Source organism: Burkholderia sp. MSh2 (assembly GCF_000731655.1).
Lineage (GTDB): Bacteria > Pseudomonadota > Gammaproteobacteria > Burkholderiales > Burkholderiaceae > Burkholderia > Burkholderia paludis.
On record NZ_JPGM01000040.1, the window covers coordinates 1 to 15,196 of the forward strand.

Consider the following 15,196-nt stretch of genomic DNA (forward strand, 5'->3'; position numbering starts at 1 on the left):
ACCTCGACCTCGACCGCGATCAACTCGCTGTCGACGGGCCTGAGTGCGACGAACAGCAACGTCAACTCGCTGTCGACCTCGACCTCGACCGGAATCGGCTCGCTGTCCACCGGCCTGAGCACGACGAACAGCAACGTGGCTTCGCTGTCGACCGGCGTGACCAACATCAACAACACGTTGAACTCGCTGTCGACGACGATCAACAACAATACGACGCGTTCGGCGAACAACAACGGCATCGCCGCCGACATGAACGGCACCGGCAGCGACGTGCCGAAGGTCACCGCCGGCTCGAACTCGGTGGCGATCGGCGCGAACTCCACGGACGGCGGCCGCCAGAACGTGGTGTCGGTCGGCAGCGACACGCAGCAGCGTCAGATCATCAACGTCGCGCCGGGTACGCAAGGCACGGATGCGGTGAACGTGAACCAGCTGACGCAGGTGCAGACGACGCTGTCCACGGCACTGTCGGGCCAGCAGGCGCAGATCAACTCGCTGGGTTCGCAACTGCAGCAGACCAACCAGATGGCGATCGAAGGTATCGCGGCCGTCGGCGCGATGGCATCGATCCCGCAGATGGATCGCGACGCCAACTTCGGGATGGGTGTCGGTACGTCGACCTTCCTCGGCCAGAAGGCGATGGCGGTCAACATGCAGGCGCGCATCACGGAGAACCTGAAGGCGTCGATCAACGGCGGCTTCAGCGGTGGTCAGAAGGTGATCGGCGCCGGCATGCTGTACCAGTGGAAGTAATGCGTCGCGCCGCCAGGCCGTCCGGTTCGCCGGACAGCCCGGCGGCCCCGACGGCAGGACGAGCCCGCCGCGCCGTGCGTGGCGGGCTTCAGTCAACCCAAGTATTGAGGATGTAACCGTGAACAAACTCGCTATTGCGCTCGCGCTTTCCGCAACGGCGCTCGCCGCCTGCTCGAGCGCATCCGGCCCGACCTTCAGCGCATCCGAATTGCAGCCGCGCGACGGCGTGCGCACCTTCCAGGTGGACTGCCACGGCCTGCTGTCCGGCCCGCAGACCTGCATGAAAGCCGCCCGCAAGATTTGCGGCGACCAGCCCGTGCGCACCCTCGATTCGGCCCGCGCGCTGCGCGACAAGTCCGATCCCGCGACGCTCGTGTTCCAGTGCGGCGCCGCGCCGGAAACGCCGGCACCGGCCGCCGAGCCGGCGGCCGCCACCGTCGAGCACGTGAACCTCTCGGGCGACGCGCTGTTCGCGACCGACCGCTCGACGCTCGCCCCGACCGCGCGCGAATCGCTCGACCGGCTGCTGAGCGAGCACGCGGATCACACGTATTCGCTGGTCACGATCACCGGCTTTACGGATTCGGTCGGCAGCGACGACTACAACCTCGCGCTGTCGCAGCGCCGCGCCGAATCGGTCGCCGCCTACCTGAAGACGCACGGCCTGAAGGCGGACTCGATCACGGTCTCGGGCCGCGGCAAGGCCGACCCGGTCGCGACCAACGAGACCCCCGAAGGCCGCGCCAGCAACCGCCGCGTCGAAATCACGCTGCAGCACTGAACGGGCGGCCGCCGCGCCCGCGGCGGCCCGATCCGGCCGGCCTCGCCGGCACCGCGCCGGCATGCCGCCGGCGCGCCGGACGCCGCGCTCCAGGCGCACGGCCGGCGTGATCCGGCCGCTATGTCAAAGTTCGTCACGTCCCGCCAAAACCGGCGGTTTCCGTGCCACAATCGCCGCAGACAGTCGTCGGGGCAGCCCGCCCGAATCGCGTGCCGTGCCAGGCGCGCCCGACGACGCGCCGGATTCCGGCTGCCGCCTTCGCGAACCACGTTGCCCGATTCGCCTGTCGCGGCGCACCGGCGCGAATGCAACCCTGACAATCCACGGCGCGCCCTTCCCGGGCAGGCGCTCGACGCCAGGCCCGGACGCAGGACACCGCAGAGGAAACCAACCGGTGACGGACATCAATCAAGCCGCCTCGGGCGGCACCCGCAGGCAACGGCCGGCCGTCGGCATCTCGCTGTTCGCGCGGGACGGCCAGGCCATCTGGGAAAACGGCATCCACCAGAACATCGCGTTCCTCGCGATGATGCTCAAGCGCTCGGATCGCGTCGGCCCGGTCTATTTCCTGAATGGCGGCGACGCCAGCGCACTGCCGGCCGGCCTCGAACTCGACGGCCTCGACGTCCCGCTCGTGAAACCCTCGGACGTCACGCACGAGCTCGACGTCGTGATCGAAATGGGCGCGCAGTTGCCGGTCGAATGGCTCCGGCACATGAAGGCGCTCGGCAAGAAGATCACCACGTTCTTCTGCGGGCACGTGTATGCCGGCCTGTGCGAAACCCCGATCTTCGGCAAGCCGTCGGGGCACATCTTCAACGGCGCGCCGTTCGACGAAGTGTGGCTGCTGCCGCAATACGACAGAACCGCCGCGCCGATGCTGCAGACCATCCTGCGCGCGCCGGTGCACCTGATGCCGCACATCTGGTCGCCGTACTTCCTCGAGCGCCGCATTGCCACGCTCGCCGCCGAAGGCGTGACGTTCGGCTATCGGCCCGGCCAGCGCCCGTGGCGTCTGGCGATGCTCGAACCGAACATCTCGGTCGCGAAGTCCTGCCATTACCCGATGCTCGCGTGCGACGCGTTCTACCGCGAACGGCCGGACGCGGTGCAGCACATGTTCGTCGTCAACTCGCTGCACATGAAGGAGCATCCGACCTTCGTGCACTTCGCGAACAGCCTCGATCTGGTGCGCCATCACAAGGCGACCTTCGAGCCGCGCCTCGACCTGCCGGGCTTCATGTCCCGCCACGCGGACGCGGTCGTGTCGCACCATTGGGAAAACGGGCAGAACTACCTGTATTACGACGTGCTGTACGGCGGCTATCCGCTGATCCACAACTCGACGCTGATCGGCGACGCCGGCTATTACTACCCGGATTTCGATGCCGCCGCCGGCGGCCGCGCGCTGCTCGACGCGTGGCTGCATCACGACGAACGCCTCGACGACTACCGCGCGAAAGCCGGCCGGCTGCTGCAGTCGGCCTCGATCGACAACCCCGCGAACCTCGACGCGTTCGTCGCGCGTCTGGTCGCCTGAACCGGAGAATACGCATGTCGGACTCCAATGCCCGTCAAGCGCCCGGCGAGGGCAAGCGTCTCGTCGTCGGCGTGTCGCTGTTCGTGCGCGGCGCCGGCCAGTCGCTGTGGGAAAACGGCATCTTCCAGAACTGCCTGCTGCTGATCCTGCTGCTGCGCCAGTCGCCGCTCGTCGCGGAAGCCGTGATGGTGAACGGCGGCGAACAGGTCGCCGATCCGCAGATGATGCTCGGCGAATGGGACGTGCCGCTGCTGTCGATGGACGAAGCGCTGCAGCGCTGCGACGTGCTGATCGAGATGAGCGCACAGTTCGGCGCGGACTACCTGCGCGCGTTCCGCGAACGCGGCGGCAAGGTCGTCACGATGCGGGTCGGCAACGACTACGTGATCGACATCGAACGCGCGATGTTCAACAAGCCGTCGGGCTTCCTGTTCTCGGGCGCACCGTACGACGCCGTGTGGACGATTCCCGAATTCGAGCGCTCGTGCCTGCACTACTACCAGACGGGCCTGCGCGCGCCGGTCACGATCGTCCCGCACATCTGGCATCCGATGCTGTTCGACAAGGCGCGCGCGACGCTCGGCGCCGGCCTGTCGTACGGCTACCAGCCCGGCAAGCCGCGTTGGCGCGTGACGATGTTCGAGCCGAACATCTGCATGGTGAAGACGAGCGTCATCCCGATGCTGGTCACGGAAGAAGCCTACCGCGCCCAGCCGTCGTTCCTGGAATTCGTGCGCGTGTGCAACACGATCCACATCAAGGATCACACGACATTCGTCCACTTCGCGAAAAGCCTCGACATCGTCGAACACGGCATCACGACGTTCGAAAGCCGCTACGCGGTGTACGAGTTCATGGCCGCGTACGGCGATGCGGTGGTGTCGCACACGTGGGAGAACGCGCAGAACTACCTGTACTACGAACTGCTGTACGGCGACTATCCGCTGATCCACAACTCGCCGTTTCTCGGCAAGGCCGGGTATTTCTATCCGGACTTCGACTGCCAGGCCGGCGGCCGCGCGCTGCTGAAGGCGTTCGCCGAGCACGACGCCAACCTGGAAGCGTACCGCGATCATTCGAGGCACGTGCTCAGCTCGGTCAGCATCTACAACCCCGCGAACGTCGCGGCCTATACGGACGCGATCGCCGCCCTCTACCGCGACGCATGACGCGCCGCCCTTTTCCGGACTACGACATGAACGCACGCACGACCTTCAACCGCGCCAGATGGCTGATCGGCTGCGCCGTCGCTTCGATCGCGATCGGCGCGCATGCGCAATCCGACGGCGAATCGGCCGACGCGCTGCTGCGCGACTCGGATGCGGTGTTCAAGCAGCTCGACGCCGGCCAGTACAACGCGGTGTGGCTCGATGCCGCCACGTTCGTGAAGGCGCGCATCAAGCAGGATCAGTTCGCGTCGGACATGCAGCGTGCGCGCCAGACGGTCGGCACGGTGCGTCATCGCGGCTGGGCGCAGATCACCCGCATCCGCTATACGAATGCCTCGGCGACGCCCGACGGGCTGTACGCGAACGTCGACTACGCCACCACGCTCACGACCGGCTCGATCATGTTCGAGAAGCTGAGCTTCCGCCTCGAGGACGACGGCCACTGGCGCCTGACCGGCTATGTCCCGCGCCAGTCGCAGAACTACACGCCCTGAGCCGCGCAACGCCCGCACCACGGAGCCGTCATGAAACTGAATGTCGCGATTACGATGAACGTGCAGCGCGACGCGACGCAGTCGATCTGGTACAACGGCGCGAACCAGCACTGCGTGTACCTGTACATGCTGCTGAAGCAGTCGCCGCTGATCGGCGAGGTCTGGCTCGCGCACGACGACGGCATCACCACGTATCCGCAGGCGCTGATGATGGACGCGTTCGGCGATGCGCTGCGCCCGCTGTCGGCCGTCGTCCACCAGACCGACCTGCTGATCGAGATGAACGCGTTCATCGATCCGTCGCACACGGATGCCGTGCGCCGGCGCGGCGGCAAATGCGTGTCGTACCGCTTCGGCAACGACTACGTGATCGCCGTCGAGACGATCAACTTCGAGAAGAACGACTGGCGGCCGAACCCGCACCGCGTGCAGTTCGACGAGATCTGGACCAACCCGCAGCACATGCACACGTGCGCGGCCTATTTCCAGGCCGTCTACCGCGCGCCGGTGATCGAGCTGCCGCACATCTGGTCGCCGTACTTCATCGAGCGCAGCCTCGACGCCGACCCGGAACTGAAGGCGCGCTTCGGCTACCGCAACCACGGCCCCGCGAAACGCATCGCGTTCTTCGAGCCGAACCTGAACGTCGTGAAAAGCGCGGTCGTGCCGATGCTCGCCGCGAACGCGTGCTATGTCGAGCACCCGGAGCTCGTCGAGCACGTGTACATGACCAACACGTTCGACAAGAAGGAAAACGTCGCCTTCAAGCATCTCGCGCTCGGGCTCGAGATGGTGCGCGACGGCAAGGCGACCGCCGACGTGCGCGCGCCGTTCGTCGTATGGGCCGCGCATCATACCGACATCGTCGTGTCGCACCACTGGGAAAACGGCCTCAACTACCTGCTGTACGACGCGCTGTACGGCAACTATCCGCTCGTGCACAACTCGCCGTTCCTGCGCGACGTCGGCTACTACTACCCTGACTTCGAGATCTTCGAGGCGGCGCGCGCGATCGCGACCGCCGCGCAGACGCACGACGCGCGGCTCGACGACTACGCGGCGGCAGCCCGCCGCGCGCTGCACCAGGTCGACACGCTCGCCGAACACAACGTCCGCGCGTATTCCGCGCAGATCCAGCGGCTGTTCGCCGACCGCGTGCCCGGCTGACCGTATTCGTCCACGCCACCGCCCATGAATCAGACCGTCCGCAATTTCGTCGTGATCGATTCGATTCACGGCCCGTTCGTCATCAACCGGCACTGCACGTATCAGGCCGAGACGCTGTTCAGGACCGGCCGGCCGCACATCCAGGACGAGCTCGACATGCTCCTGAACGTGATCGACCAGTTGCCGGACCATGCGATCGCGGTGGACGGCGGCGCGAACGCGGGGCTCGTGTGCGTGCCGATCGCGCACCGGCTGCGCGCGCGCGGCGGCCGCGTGTACGCGTTCGAGCCGCAGCGCACGCTGTTCCATGCGCTCGGCGGCACCGTCGCGCTCAACCAGCTCGACAACGTCCATCTGCTGAACATGGGGCTCGCGGGCGCCAACGGCACGATGAAAGTGCCCGACATCGATTACGGACAGGACCGGGACTTCGGCCAGGTCTCGCTCGTCGCCCCGAACGCGGAAGGCGGCACGCCGACGCCCGTCGTCCGGCTCGATTCGCTCGGCCTGCCGCGGCTGGATTTCCTGAAGCTCGACATCGAAGGGATGGAGATCGACGCGCTGCGCGGCGCGCGCCGGCTGATCGAGACGCACCTGCCGTGGTGCTGGATCGAATACTGGAAAGTCGGCGAGGCGCCGATCGTCGACGCGTTCGCCGGCCTCGACTACACGTTCTACCGGATCGACCGGCTGAACATGCTGTGCGTGCCGAACCCGCACTGGGACCGGCAACGCCTGTTCATCTCGGGCGAACCGATCGTCGTCGCGCAGCCGGGCGCAAGCGGCGACAGCGGCGCCGGCCCGGCCACTGCGCGCACCGACGCCGACGATGCGCCGGAGACGCACTGGAACCGCGCGCTCGATCACGAATCGCGCTGCGAATGGGGCCAGGCGATCGACCGCTGGCAGCGCGCACGCGGCCGCGGGCTCGACGACGATGCGATCGCGCTGCAGCTCGCGTCCTGCTACGGCTTCGCGGGCGTGCCCGACGCCGGGCTCGCGGCGCTCGAGCGCTTCGGCGCGCCGGACGCACTGCCCGACGCGACGCGCGGGCGCGTCGAACTCTCGCGCGCGGCGCTGCTGCTGCGCGCCGGCCGGCGCGCCGAGGCCGCACGCGCCACCATCGCCAGCGAAAACGTGCTGACGGCCGCGCAGTTCGGACTCCCGACGGAGCGGCTCTACCACGGCCAGCCGCTGGCGGGCAAGCGGTTGCTGGTGCTCAGCTACGGCGGCGTCGGCGACCAGCTTCAGTACGCCCGCTACCTGCCCGCGCTCCGCGCACTCGGGTGCACGAGCGTGACCGTCGTCGTGCCCGATGCGCTGACGGGCCTGCTGCGCCATACGTTCCCGCACATCGACTTCATCGGCGCGCACGGCGCGTGGGTCGACACGTCGCAGATCGTGCACGACTACTGGTGTTCGTTCCTGGTGCTCGCCGCGCAGTTCGGCTACGCGGCAGCGCCCGAAGGCCCCGCGGCCCCGTACCTGTCGTGCCCGCCCGCGCCCGCGGCCGCGTGGCGCGAGCGCGTGTCGCATGACGGCCATCGGCCCGGCACGCGCCGCATCGGCCTCAACTGGCGCGGGCGCGACGAGAGCGACGCACGCTTCCATCGGGCCGCCAGCCTGCGCGACCTCGCGCCGCTGACGCGGCTGCACGGCCACGCCGCGTACTGCATCAACCGCGACCTGTCGGCGCAGTCGGAACAATCGGACCTGCCGGTGACGTTCCCGCATCACGCGATCGGCGATTTCAGCGACCTGGCGGCGCTGATGCTCGCGATGGACGCCGTGGTGACCACCTGCACCGCGCACATCCACCTCGCCGGCGCGCTCGGCGTGCCGGCCGTGCTGCTGCTCAGCCCGAAAGCCGATGCGCGCTGGGAAACCGGCTCGCGCACCGCGCTCTATCCGGGCATCCGGATCGTGCGCGCCGCGCACGTCGGACGATGGGACGATGCGGTCGACCGCGCGATGGCGTTCGTGCTCGGGGGATTCGGGAAGGATTGACCGGCTTGCCGCACGGCGGGGCCGCCGCGCGCCGACGACGTCGCTGCTTGCGCGGGCACGCCAGCACGCCACCGCATCGGCGGCAAGTTCACCCGCCGGGGGCCGGTTTGCGCCGGCCCTAGGCCAGCGCCCGATCGCCGCTTTGCGCGGCGAACGCGCGGCCGTGCCGCCGCCCGATCCGCGCAAGCACCGCGCAGCAACGCGCCGCGAGCCGGCCGATGCTGCCGGACGGCCTGACCAGGCTGTCGGAAACCCCGCGGGCGATCGCGGAATCGTCGCCGCACGCGCCCGCGATGACGCCCGCATAGTAGTGCCGCGCCGCCAGCTCGCGGCCGACGGCGTCGAGCGGCTTCATCCGCTGGATGCGCCGGGCAACGGCTTTCAGGCCGTCGAGGTAAGGCGCGACGTCGAGCGGCACGTCGGTCGCTTCGGCGCCGAGCTGCCACAGCATGTCGGCCAGCTCGGCGATCGCGACGAGGTCGCGCCCGCCGGCCGCCCGCGTGCCCGTTCCGCCTCCCGCCTTCATCCGTGCCATGCCACGCCCCTTTGCGATTCGCTCCGGCCATACGCCGGCCACGCCCGACACCGGCGCGCATCGTACGCGCCGTCCCGCCTGTTCCCGCGCCATCACGCGGCGGCGGGCGACCGCCATGAAAAACGGATGCCCTGCGCCCACATGACGCCGGCATCCATGATGATCTGCCGGTCCATCTCGCTCTCCACGCCTTCGGCGACGACGTGCCGCGCACCTTCATGCGCGAACGCGATCAGCCTGCGGAACTGGTAACGCCCGATCGCGTTGCGCTTGATCATCGACAGGATCGACCGGTCGAGCTTCACGATGTCGGGATTGCCGACCACCAGATTGTTCAGCGCGCTGAAGCCGACGCCGAAATCGTCGATCGCGATGCGGCTCCCGGCCTGCCGGAGGCGGTTCACGAACGAACGCCCCGCGACGGGATTCAGCGGCCCCGTCTCCGTGATCTCGACCACCAGCCGCGCGGCCACTGACGGCTCGAGTTCGAGCCGCCTGAAGATCGCCAGCCACGCGTCGTCGACAACCGCGCTCGCCGCCGCGACGTTGCACCCGAATACGGCGGTCGGATCGGCACGCAGCCGGTCGATCGTCCGGCTGACCACCAGCCGGTCGAACCAGCGCATCAACCCGAGCACCTCCAGGCGCGGCAGGAAGGCCGCCGGCGGGAGCACGTCCCGCTCGCCCCACCGCAACCGCGCCAGGCACTCCTGGTACAGCACGCCGCCCGACAGGTCGGACCGGCACACCGGCTCCTGCGCGAACCCGAGCCGGCTTGCCACGAAACTGCGTACCGACTCGAGGTCGGGATGATTGTCGGGGGCACCGAACACGAGATCGATTTCGTCGCGATTTGCTTCCCGATTCGCCTCCTGGCGAGCTTCGACCGCATTCATCCGGCGCTCCGGCAAATGGCGAGCCGCCGATGACGGCTCGACCTCAAGAAACACGCGGCGCGCGCCAACGCTGACGCGCCCCGCCGCCTACCCGGCCCATCCTGTTGTGTCGATCTTTTCCGGGAGCGTACTTTTCGCTTCGGCGCGCCGTCAAATTCGATATTTTCAACGATATTCGGTTACTGTGAATACACCATGTACACGCGATACCGACTGTGCGACAGGTTACACAACGCAGATTACGGAAACCCGACTCTCGAATCGTTTATCGATGCAGCTTTATCCAAATCAATTTTCCCGCGGTTTTCAGGTCTCGCCAATCAGGGATTTTTTCAATTAGTCAGATAAATAGCGAGCCGCGAAACCTTGCCGTCAGCCGGCGCGGAACCGGCCGGGATGCCCGGATTATCGGGCTGTCGCCCGCCGAAGACCCGCTGCCGCACGCCATTCGATCATTACAGCATTCAATTTTTTCGTTTCAAACGAATTATTTAACTTCAAAACCGAATCAGGCCATTCCGAATCGAAAATTCGAATTTCAAATATCAGACGATTTCGGATTGAAACATATTTAACAATCTTAAAGACTTGTTAACCTATAAAATTATTTTCGACGGACTTCCCTCGGAGCCGTCAATTTCGTGCCTTCAAAAACCGTCGAACCGATCGGGTTCGGCGGTTTCTTTTTTAACGGCATTATTTCGTCAGACATTAGGGCGGGACAATCCCGATGGCGCGAGGCGGCGCAACGGGCCGCGCCCCGGAAAAATCGGGCCTTATGCGGCGGTCGCGCCGACCAGGTTCGCGAGCAGCACATCGTACTCGGCGACGAGCGCGGGATTCGCCGACGTATAACGGCCCAGGATCTCGCGCTGGCGCCGCGTGTACGCCTCCCAGTCGTCATCGTGCGCATGCAGCGCGCGCAGCAGCGCATCGGCGCCCTGCTGCACGTCGTTGTCCGGATAGTAGTAGCCGAGATCGGGCGCGAGGCTCGCGTTGTGCACCAGCGGATAACCCTGCCAGCACACGTCGAAATAGAAGTAGTTAAGCGGGTTCGACCATTGATGCGACACGACGACGTCGGTCAGGTCGGCCAGGAACAGCGGCGTCTCGAAGCGCCCGACGAAGCTCGCCTTGCCCGCCCGCACGATGTCCAGGTAGTTCATCAGCATCACGAACTCGGGGCTGTCGTGCGCGAGGCGATCGGCGTTGGTCACGTGCGCGAAGCAGATCGCGTCGGGATCGCGCCGGTACGCTTCGTCGATGATCAGCATCGGATACACGCAGAACTTCACGACGTCGTGGTTCGGCTCCATCACCGTGATCCGCTTGCCGGGCTCGCTGCGCGGCCGGTATTCGCCACGGTCGGGCAGCGACTGCGCGCGCGCGCTCAGGAACATCGGATCCCACACGAACGGCACGACGCGCCCCGGGCAGCGGCGCAGCGACTGCAGGAACGGCAGCGACGACGGCGCAATCTGCGGAATCGCCCACACCTCGTCGTAGCCGCGGTTGATGAACAGCGACTCCCACATCCGGCGGCCGAACAGGATCGACTCCATCACGTTGACGTACTCGACCCCGCAGCAGTAGCTGACGAGCTTCACGCCGCGCGATTTCAGGTAGGCCGTCTGCGCCGCGTCGATCTGCCCGCCGAGCTCGATCACCACGTCGAGCGCATCCTTCATGTCGGCGAACGCGCGCGTGTCGTACGTGCCGCGATCCCACGGCAGCGCATCGGTGAGCGGCACGTCGGTGGTGTTGATCAGCGTCACGCGGTAGCCGTGCGGCGACGCCATCAGCAGCTTCGCGAGAAACAGCGCGTTCTGCTTGATGCCGTTGATCCACATGCTTTCGTCGGGAGCACGCAGTCCGATCGTGATACCGATGCGCAGGCCGTTCAGGGCAGGAGACGTCATCGTCGGCGGGATGGAAGGTTGGATGGGGGTGGAATGAACGCAGTGTAGCGCGCGAGGCGCCGTCCGCGTCAAGCGCCGGCGCACGCCGGCGGCAACCCGCCATTCTAGCGGAGCGCCGCCCGCACACTGTCAGGGATGGTCAGCCCCCGGCCGGCACGCACGAAACCGCGAGGTGCCTGTGCGATACTCCGGCGACAAGTCGCCGCCGCCGCCGGGTTGCCGGGTGCGGCCGGTAATCGGGACGGACAGGAAACGACCTCGCAGCGACGCTGCTGGAAAAAAGGCTGACAAAATGGAACGCGACGCCGCGCAAGTCTTCCGGGCAATCCATCACGCGCCGCGGCCGCTCGCGCGCCGAAGCGCCCCCGGCTGCGGCACTGCGCCGGCCCGCCGCCGCCTGCCGCCCGGCCCGCGGAGCGCGCGATGATCGTCCTCAGCCACTTCGGTCAGCACGCCCCCGCCAGCCTCGAGAATCACCGGCGCTATGCGCAGGCGCACGGGTATCGCCACGACGTCGTCGACGCGTCCGCGATGCCGCAGGCGCTGCCGTTGCGGCCGCTGCATCGCTACGAGTCGCTGCTCCATGTGCTGCGCGGCGCGCAGCCCGACGAACTCGTGCTGCTGCTCAGCGAGGACGCCGCGATCATCGAACCCGTCGCGCTCGACCGCCTGATGAGCGGGCGCGACATGCTGTTCGTCGACGCACTCGCGCCCCCGCTGCCGCAAGTCGACGTGCAGGTCTGGCGCAACACGGCGGCCGTGCGGGAGATCGTGATGCAGCTCGTGCAGCGCTGCAAGCTCGGCACCGAACCGCGGCTGACGTCGGAGGCCGCGCTGTTCGCGGATCTCGACACGCACTCCTACATGACGACGATCGACGGGCTGTATCCGGTCATGCCGACCAGCCCCGGCCTCGATCCGATGTGGAGCCGCGAACCGACGTTCGCGATCAGCATCGACGACACGCCGCGCGAACCCGAACGGAAAGGCGCAACGCCCCGCTTCCGCGATACGCTCGTCGCATACGTCAATCGCTGCCGCGCCGCCGGCCGGCCGATGTTCTCGTTCGATCACGACGCCGCCCGCACGCCGGACGAAGCCGCCGAGCGCAGCACCTTCAATCCCGGCCGCCCGATTGCGCTGATGACGCTCTACACGCCGAACATCGGCAGCTACGCCCGCGTCGCCGAACGGAATTTCCGGCGCTACTGCGACACGCACGGCTACACGCTCTACGTGCATCGCGACATTCCCGCCGAAATCGGCATGAACGCGACCGGCAACTGGTTCAAGCCGTGGCTGCTGCATGCGTACCTGCAGCACCATGAATGGGTCGTGTGGCTCGACGCCGACGTGCTGATCGCGGACCAGCAGCGCGCGCTGGAGCCGCTGTTGGAAGGGCGCGACTGGCTGCTCGCGCACGACATCGGCCAGTGGGCGTTCAACTCGGGCGTGATGGCGTTCCGGCGCACCGAACGCAACAATGCGATGCTGCGCGACATGATGACGGCGATCGCCGCGCTGCACGACCGATCGAGCGTCTATGCGAGCGACGGCGACCAGCTGCATTTCATCCGCGCGATGGAACGCGACGGGCAGTTGCAGGGCGAAGGCGTGTCCGACCTCGTCAGCTTCAACACGCCCTGGCTGTTTCGCCGTCCGGACAGCTACATCGTGCATTACTACGGGATGTGGTCGGCGATGCGCGCGCTGATGATGGCGCACGACGACGGGCAACTGCCCTGAGGCCAGCGCCGCGACCGCGGCAGCGCCGGCACATGCGGGCCGGAAGCGACCGGCCCGCATGCGGCGCCGAGTTCAGACCGGCGTCGTGGTCGGCGCCACCGCGGCCGGGTCGGTGATGCCGGGCCGGCCGGTTTCGACGTGCCCCGCGATGCGGCGCGTCCAGCCCGCGTTCCCCGCCACCGAGAACTGCAGGTCGTACCAGCTGCTGCTGCACGACAGATCCCAGTGCGCTTCGACGCGCTGCCCCGCCGGAATCGTCAACGTGCGCGGCGCGCCGCCGTACGCGACGTCGGTGGCCGTGACCGTCAGCGCGCCGCTGCCGGCATTCGCGAACGTCACGTATACGTCGCCGTTGGCGGCGTCGTAGCACGCGCTGATCTCCGGCTTCGCGCCCGCATCCGCGGCCGCCGATCCCGCGAAACGCCGGAAATAGCCGTTCGGCCCCCACACGCTCACCCGGTAGTTGCCGCTCGCATCGAGCGCCCACGTATCGGTCAGCTGCTTGCCCGCCTCGACCGTATAGCGGCGCGGCATCGCGGTCGCGTCGCCCGTGTAGGCCCAGAAGTGCGCGCCCTGCGTGCCGGTGTTCGCGAACGTCAGCGCGTAGCCGTTCGCCTGGAGCTGGCCGGTCACGTGCAATTCGTACGGCAGCGCACGCGCCGGCCGCGTGCCGGGCTCCTGCGCCGTCACGACCTGCTGCGCGGTGCTGGCCGGCGCGGTCTGCGACGATGCGCGCGAGCACTGCAGGTCCGCCTGCGCGACGTACGCCTGCGTGCTCGGCAGGGCCGGCAGCGTGGCGTCCGATTTCGAGAAGTCGAGCGCCGACGTCAGGTCGCCGCAGATCGCGCGGCGCCACGGCGAGATGTTGGTCTCCATCACGCCGAAGCGCTTCTCGATGAATTGCAGCACCGACGTGTGATCGAACACCTGCGAGCACACGAAGCCGCCCTTCGACCACGGCGACACGACGAACATCGGGACACGCGGGCCGAGACCGTACGGCAGGTTGTCGGCCGTATAGGTGCCGGCCTGCGTCGAGGTGACGACGTTGTGCCGCTCGAGCGAAATGTCCACGGTGCTCATGCCGGAGCCCGGCAGCGTCGGCGCCGACGGCGGTACGACGTGGTCGAAGAAGCCGTCGTTCTCGTCGTACATGACGAGCAGGACGGTCTTGCTCCAGACGTCCGGATTCGACGTCAGCGCATCGAGGATCGTCGACAGGTAGTACGCGCCGTAGAGCGGCGTGAACTTCGGATGCTCGGAATACGCGGCGGGCGGCAGCAGCCACGACACCTGCGGCAGCGCGTTCGCCTGCACGTCGGCCTTCAGCTGCGTGATCGGGCGCGTGCTCATCCCGCGCGTCTGCAGCGACGAGCCGGCCGGCGCATTCACGAAATTGTTGAAGCACGCGAGCATGTTCGTGCCGTAGTTGCCGGTGAAGTTGTCGAACCCGGTGCCCTGCTGGTAGATCTGCCACGAGATGCCCGCTTTCTCGAGGCGCTCCGGATACGTCGTCCAGCTGAAGGGCGGCAGCTGGATCTTGTCGAACTGGTTGTCGATGTAGTCGGTGTTGTCGAGCAGCGGGCCGCCGCCGGTGCCGAGCGGATCGACCATGCCCGTCATCAGGTACATGCGGTTCGGGTGCGTGTTGCCCGGGATCGAGCAGAAGTAGTTGTCGCACACGGTGAACGCATCCGCGAGCGCGTAATGGAACGGGATGTCGTCGCGGATGTGGTAGCCCATCGTCATGTTGGACTTCTGCACCGCCCATTGGTCCGCGCGGCCGTTGTCGATCGCGCCGTGCGTCGTCGCCCACGTATGCGGCAGGCCGCCGATGCACTGCGCGTTGACGCCCGGATTGGTCGTGTCGTAGCGGAACGGCGCGATCACGCTCGTCTTGTCTTCCTGCCGCGGCTGGAACCACACCGGCTTGCCGTTCGGCAGCGTGACCGGGAACCGGTCGTTGTAGCCGCGCACGCCGCTCAGGTGGCCGAGGTAGTGGTCGAACGAGCGGTTCTCCTGCATGAACACGACGATGTGCTGGACATCCTGGATCGTGCCCGTCACGGTGTTCGGCTCGATCGCCAGCGCCTTGCGGATCGACTCGGGAAGCAGTCCGGAAGCGGCGGTCGCGCCGGCCAGGCCGGCGGAGAACTTCAGAAAATCGCGTCGCGAATGGGTGGCCATGC

General features: G+C 67.3%; 12 protein-coding genes. 8 read left to right on the forward strand and 4 right to left on the reverse strand.

Annotated features, from left to right (window positions below; translation table 11 throughout):
- The 7 genes from GQ57_RS24375 to GQ57_RS24405 form a co-directional block, all read left to right on the forward strand.
- The coding region (locus tag GQ57_RS24375; RefSeq protein ID WP_034199306.1) for a YadA family autotransporter adhesin at nt 1-753 on the forward strand (753 nt) is incomplete at its 5' end.
- A gap of 118 nt (nt 754-871) precedes the next feature.
- Nucleotides 872-1,534: an OmpA family protein gene (locus tag GQ57_RS24380; RefSeq protein ID WP_031401660.1), complete on the forward strand. Its 663-nt coding sequence runs from the start codon at nt 872-874 to the stop codon at nt 1,532-1,534.
- 394 nt (nt 1,535-1,928) lie between these two features.
- Nucleotides 1,929-3,074 (forward strand): DUF2827 domain-containing protein, encoded by a 1,146-nt coding sequence (locus GQ57_RS24385; RefSeq protein ID WP_031401659.1) that lies wholly within the window; start codon nt 1,929-1,931, stop codon nt 3,072-3,074.
- Nucleotides 3,075-3,088: 14 nt separating this feature from the next.
- Nucleotides 3,089-4,243 (forward strand): DUF2827 domain-containing protein, encoded by a 1,155-nt coding sequence (locus GQ57_RS24390; RefSeq protein WP_031401658.1) that lies wholly within the window; start codon nt 3,089-3,091, stop codon nt 4,241-4,243.
- Nucleotides 4,244-4,269: 26 nt separating this feature from the next.
- The gene (locus GQ57_RS24395; protein ID WP_034199307.1) at nt 4,270-4,737 is read left to right on the forward strand and encodes a DUF4019 domain-containing protein; all 468 of its coding nucleotides are present in this window, start codon (nt 4,270-4,272) and stop codon (nt 4,735-4,737) included.
- Between the two features lie 30 nt (nt 4,738-4,767).
- Nucleotides 4,768-5,904, forward strand: coding sequence for a DUF2827 family protein (locus tag GQ57_RS24400; RefSeq protein WP_031401656.1), 1,137 nt, complete (start codon nt 4,768-4,770; stop codon nt 5,902-5,904).
- Between the two features lie 24 nt (nt 5,905-5,928).
- The gene (locus tag GQ57_RS24405) at nt 5,929-7,911 is read left to right on the forward strand and encodes an FkbM family methyltransferase (protein ID WP_034199269.1); all 1,983 of its coding nucleotides are present in this window, start codon (nt 5,929-5,931) and stop codon (nt 7,909-7,911) included.
- A gap of 118 nt (nt 7,912-8,029) precedes the next feature.
- Here the strand turns inward: GQ57_RS24405 and GQ57_RS24410 are convergent, their stop codons facing one another.
- The 3 genes from GQ57_RS24410 to GQ57_RS24420 all read right to left on the reverse strand — a co-directional run bounded on the left by GQ57_RS24410 (nt 8,030) and on the right by GQ57_RS24420 (nt 11,261).
- Nucleotides 8,030-8,446 (reverse strand): hypothetical protein, encoded by a 417-nt coding sequence (locus GQ57_RS24410; RefSeq protein ID WP_031401654.1) that lies wholly within the window; start codon nt 8,444-8,446, stop codon nt 8,030-8,032.
- Between the two features lie 92 nt (nt 8,447-8,538).
- The gene (locus tag GQ57_RS24415) at nt 8,539-9,342 is read right to left on the reverse strand and encodes an EAL domain-containing protein (protein ID WP_034199270.1); all 804 of its coding nucleotides are present in this window, start codon (nt 9,340-9,342) and stop codon (nt 8,539-8,541) included.
- 776 nt (nt 9,343-10,118) lie between these two features.
- Nucleotides 10,119-11,261, reverse strand: coding sequence for a DUF2827 domain-containing protein (locus tag GQ57_RS24420; RefSeq protein ID WP_031401652.1), 1,143 nt, complete (start codon nt 11,259-11,261; stop codon nt 10,119-10,121).
- A gap of 423 nt (nt 11,262-11,684) precedes the next feature.
- On the opposite strand from GQ57_RS24420, the gene GQ57_RS24425 reads away from it, so the two are divergent.
- Complete coding sequence (locus GQ57_RS24425) at nt 11,685-13,007, forward strand: galactosyl transferase GMA12/MNN10 domain protein (RefSeq protein WP_034199271.1); 1,323 nt, start codon at nt 11,685-11,687, stop codon at nt 13,005-13,007.
- Between the two features lie 72 nt (nt 13,008-13,079).
- On the opposite strand, the gene GQ57_RS24430 is transcribed toward GQ57_RS24425, so the two are convergent.
- Complete coding sequence (locus GQ57_RS24430) at nt 13,080-15,194, reverse strand: phosphocholine-specific phospholipase C (RefSeq protein ID WP_034199272.1); 2,115 nt, start codon at nt 15,192-15,194, stop codon at nt 13,080-13,082.
- Nucleotides 15,195-15,196: the final 2 nt, after the last annotated feature.

Bases quoted from the DNA above. Each gene is read 5' to 3' on its own strand.
- GQ57_RS24425 (WP_034199271.1), top strand. From the start codon at position 11,685: ATGATCGTCCTCAGCCACTTCGGTCAGCACGCCCCCGCCAGCCTCGAG.
- GQ57_RS24410 (WP_031401654.1), bottom strand. From the start codon at position 8,446: ATGGCACGGATGAAGGCGGGAGGCGGAACGGGCACGCGGGCGGCCGGC.
- GQ57_RS24415 (WP_034199270.1), bottom strand. From the start codon at position 9,342: ATGAATGCGGTCGAAGCTCGCCAGGAGGCGAATCGGGAAGCAAATCGC.
- GQ57_RS24395 (WP_034199307.1), top strand. From the start codon at position 4,270: ATGAACGCACGCACGACCTTCAACCGCGCCAGATGGCTGATCGGCTGC.
- GQ57_RS24405 (WP_034199269.1), top strand. From the start codon at position 5,929: ATGAATCAGACCGTCCGCAATTTCGTCGTGATCGATTCGATTCACGGC.
- GQ57_RS24430 (WP_034199272.1), bottom strand. From the start codon at position 15,194: ATGGCCACCCATTCGCGACGCGATTTTCTGAAGTTCTCCGCCGGCCTG.
- GQ57_RS24420 (WP_031401652.1), bottom strand. From the start codon at position 11,261: ATGACGTCTCCTGCCCTGAACGGCCTGCGCATCGGTATCACGATCGGA.
- GQ57_RS24400 (WP_031401656.1), top strand. From the start codon at position 4,768: ATGAAACTGAATGTCGCGATTACGATGAACGTGCAGCGCGACGCGACG.
- GQ57_RS24390 (WP_031401658.1), top strand. From the start codon at position 3,089: ATGTCGGACTCCAATGCCCGTCAAGCGCCCGGCGAGGGCAAGCGTCTC.